The organism is Pseudoalteromonas ulvae UL12, assembly GCF_014925405.1.
Taxonomy (GTDB): domain Bacteria; phylum Pseudomonadota; class Gammaproteobacteria; order Enterobacterales; family Alteromonadaceae; genus Pseudoalteromonas; species Pseudoalteromonas ulvae.
Genome location: NZ_AQHJ01000008.1, coordinates 1 through 1,075 on the forward strand (window position 1 = coordinate 1; position 1,075 = coordinate 1,075).

At 44.0% G+C, this 1,075-nt stretch carries 1 protein-coding gene; it reads left to right on the forward strand.

Going from position 1 to position 1,075, the window contains the following annotated elements; genetic code table 11:
- Window positions 1-1,074, forward strand: a 1,074-nt coding sequence (gene tuf, locus PULV_RS00050) for an elongation factor Tu (RefSeq protein ID WP_193330564.1), incomplete at its 5' end; no start/stop codon positions are given.
- Window position 1,075: the final 1 nt, after the last annotated feature.

Sequence of the window (1,075 nt, forward strand, 5' to 3'; positions counted from 1 at the left end):
AAAGTATACGGTGGTACTGCTAAAGATTTCGCATCAATCGATAACGCTCCAGAAGAGCGCGAGCGCGGTATCACAATCAATACTTCACACGTTGAGTATGACACACCAACTCGTCACTACGCGCACGTAGACTGTCCAGGACACGCCGATTATGTTAAAAACATGATCACTGGTGCTGCTCAAATGGATGGTGCAATCTTAGTAGTTGCAGCGACAGATGGTCCAATGCCACAAACACGTGAGCACATCCTACTTTCACGTCAGGTTGGTGTACCTTATATCATCGTGTTCATGAACAAATGTGACATGGTTGATGATGAAGAGTTACTAGAATTAGTAGAAATGGAAGTACGTGAATTACTTTCAGAATACGACTTCCCTGGTGACGACTTACCACTAATTGCTGGTTCAGCGCTTAAAGCGTTAGAAGGCGAGAAAGAGTGGGAAGACAAAATCATCGAACTAGCTGAAGCACTAGATACATATATCCCAGAGCCAGAGCGTGATATCGATAAGCCGTTCATCATGCCAATCGAAGATGTATTCTCAATCCAAGGCCGTGGTACAGTAGTAACAGGTCGTGTAGAAGCAGGTATCATCAACGTAGGTAACGAAGTTGAAATCGTAGGTATCAAAGACACAGTAACAACAACTTGTACTGGTGTTGAAATGTTCCGTAAATTGCTTGACGAAGGTCGTGCAGGTGAGAACATTGGTGCATTACTACGTGGTACTAAGCGTGAAGACGTTGAACGTGGTCAAGTATTATGTAAGCCAGGTTCAATCAAGCCACACACAAAATTCACTTCAGAAGTTTATGTACTTTCTAAAGATGAAGGTGGTCGTCATACTCCGTTCTTCAAAGGTTACCGTCCACAGTTCTACTTCCGTACAACAGACGTAACAGGTAACGTAGAGTTACCAGAAGGCGTAGAAATGGTCATGCCTGGTGATAACATCAAGATGACAGTAGATCTAATCTGCCCAATCGCGATGGACGAAGGTTTACGTTTCGCAATCCGCGAAGGTGGCCGTACAGTAGGTGCTGGTGTTGTAGCAACTATCGTAGAATAAT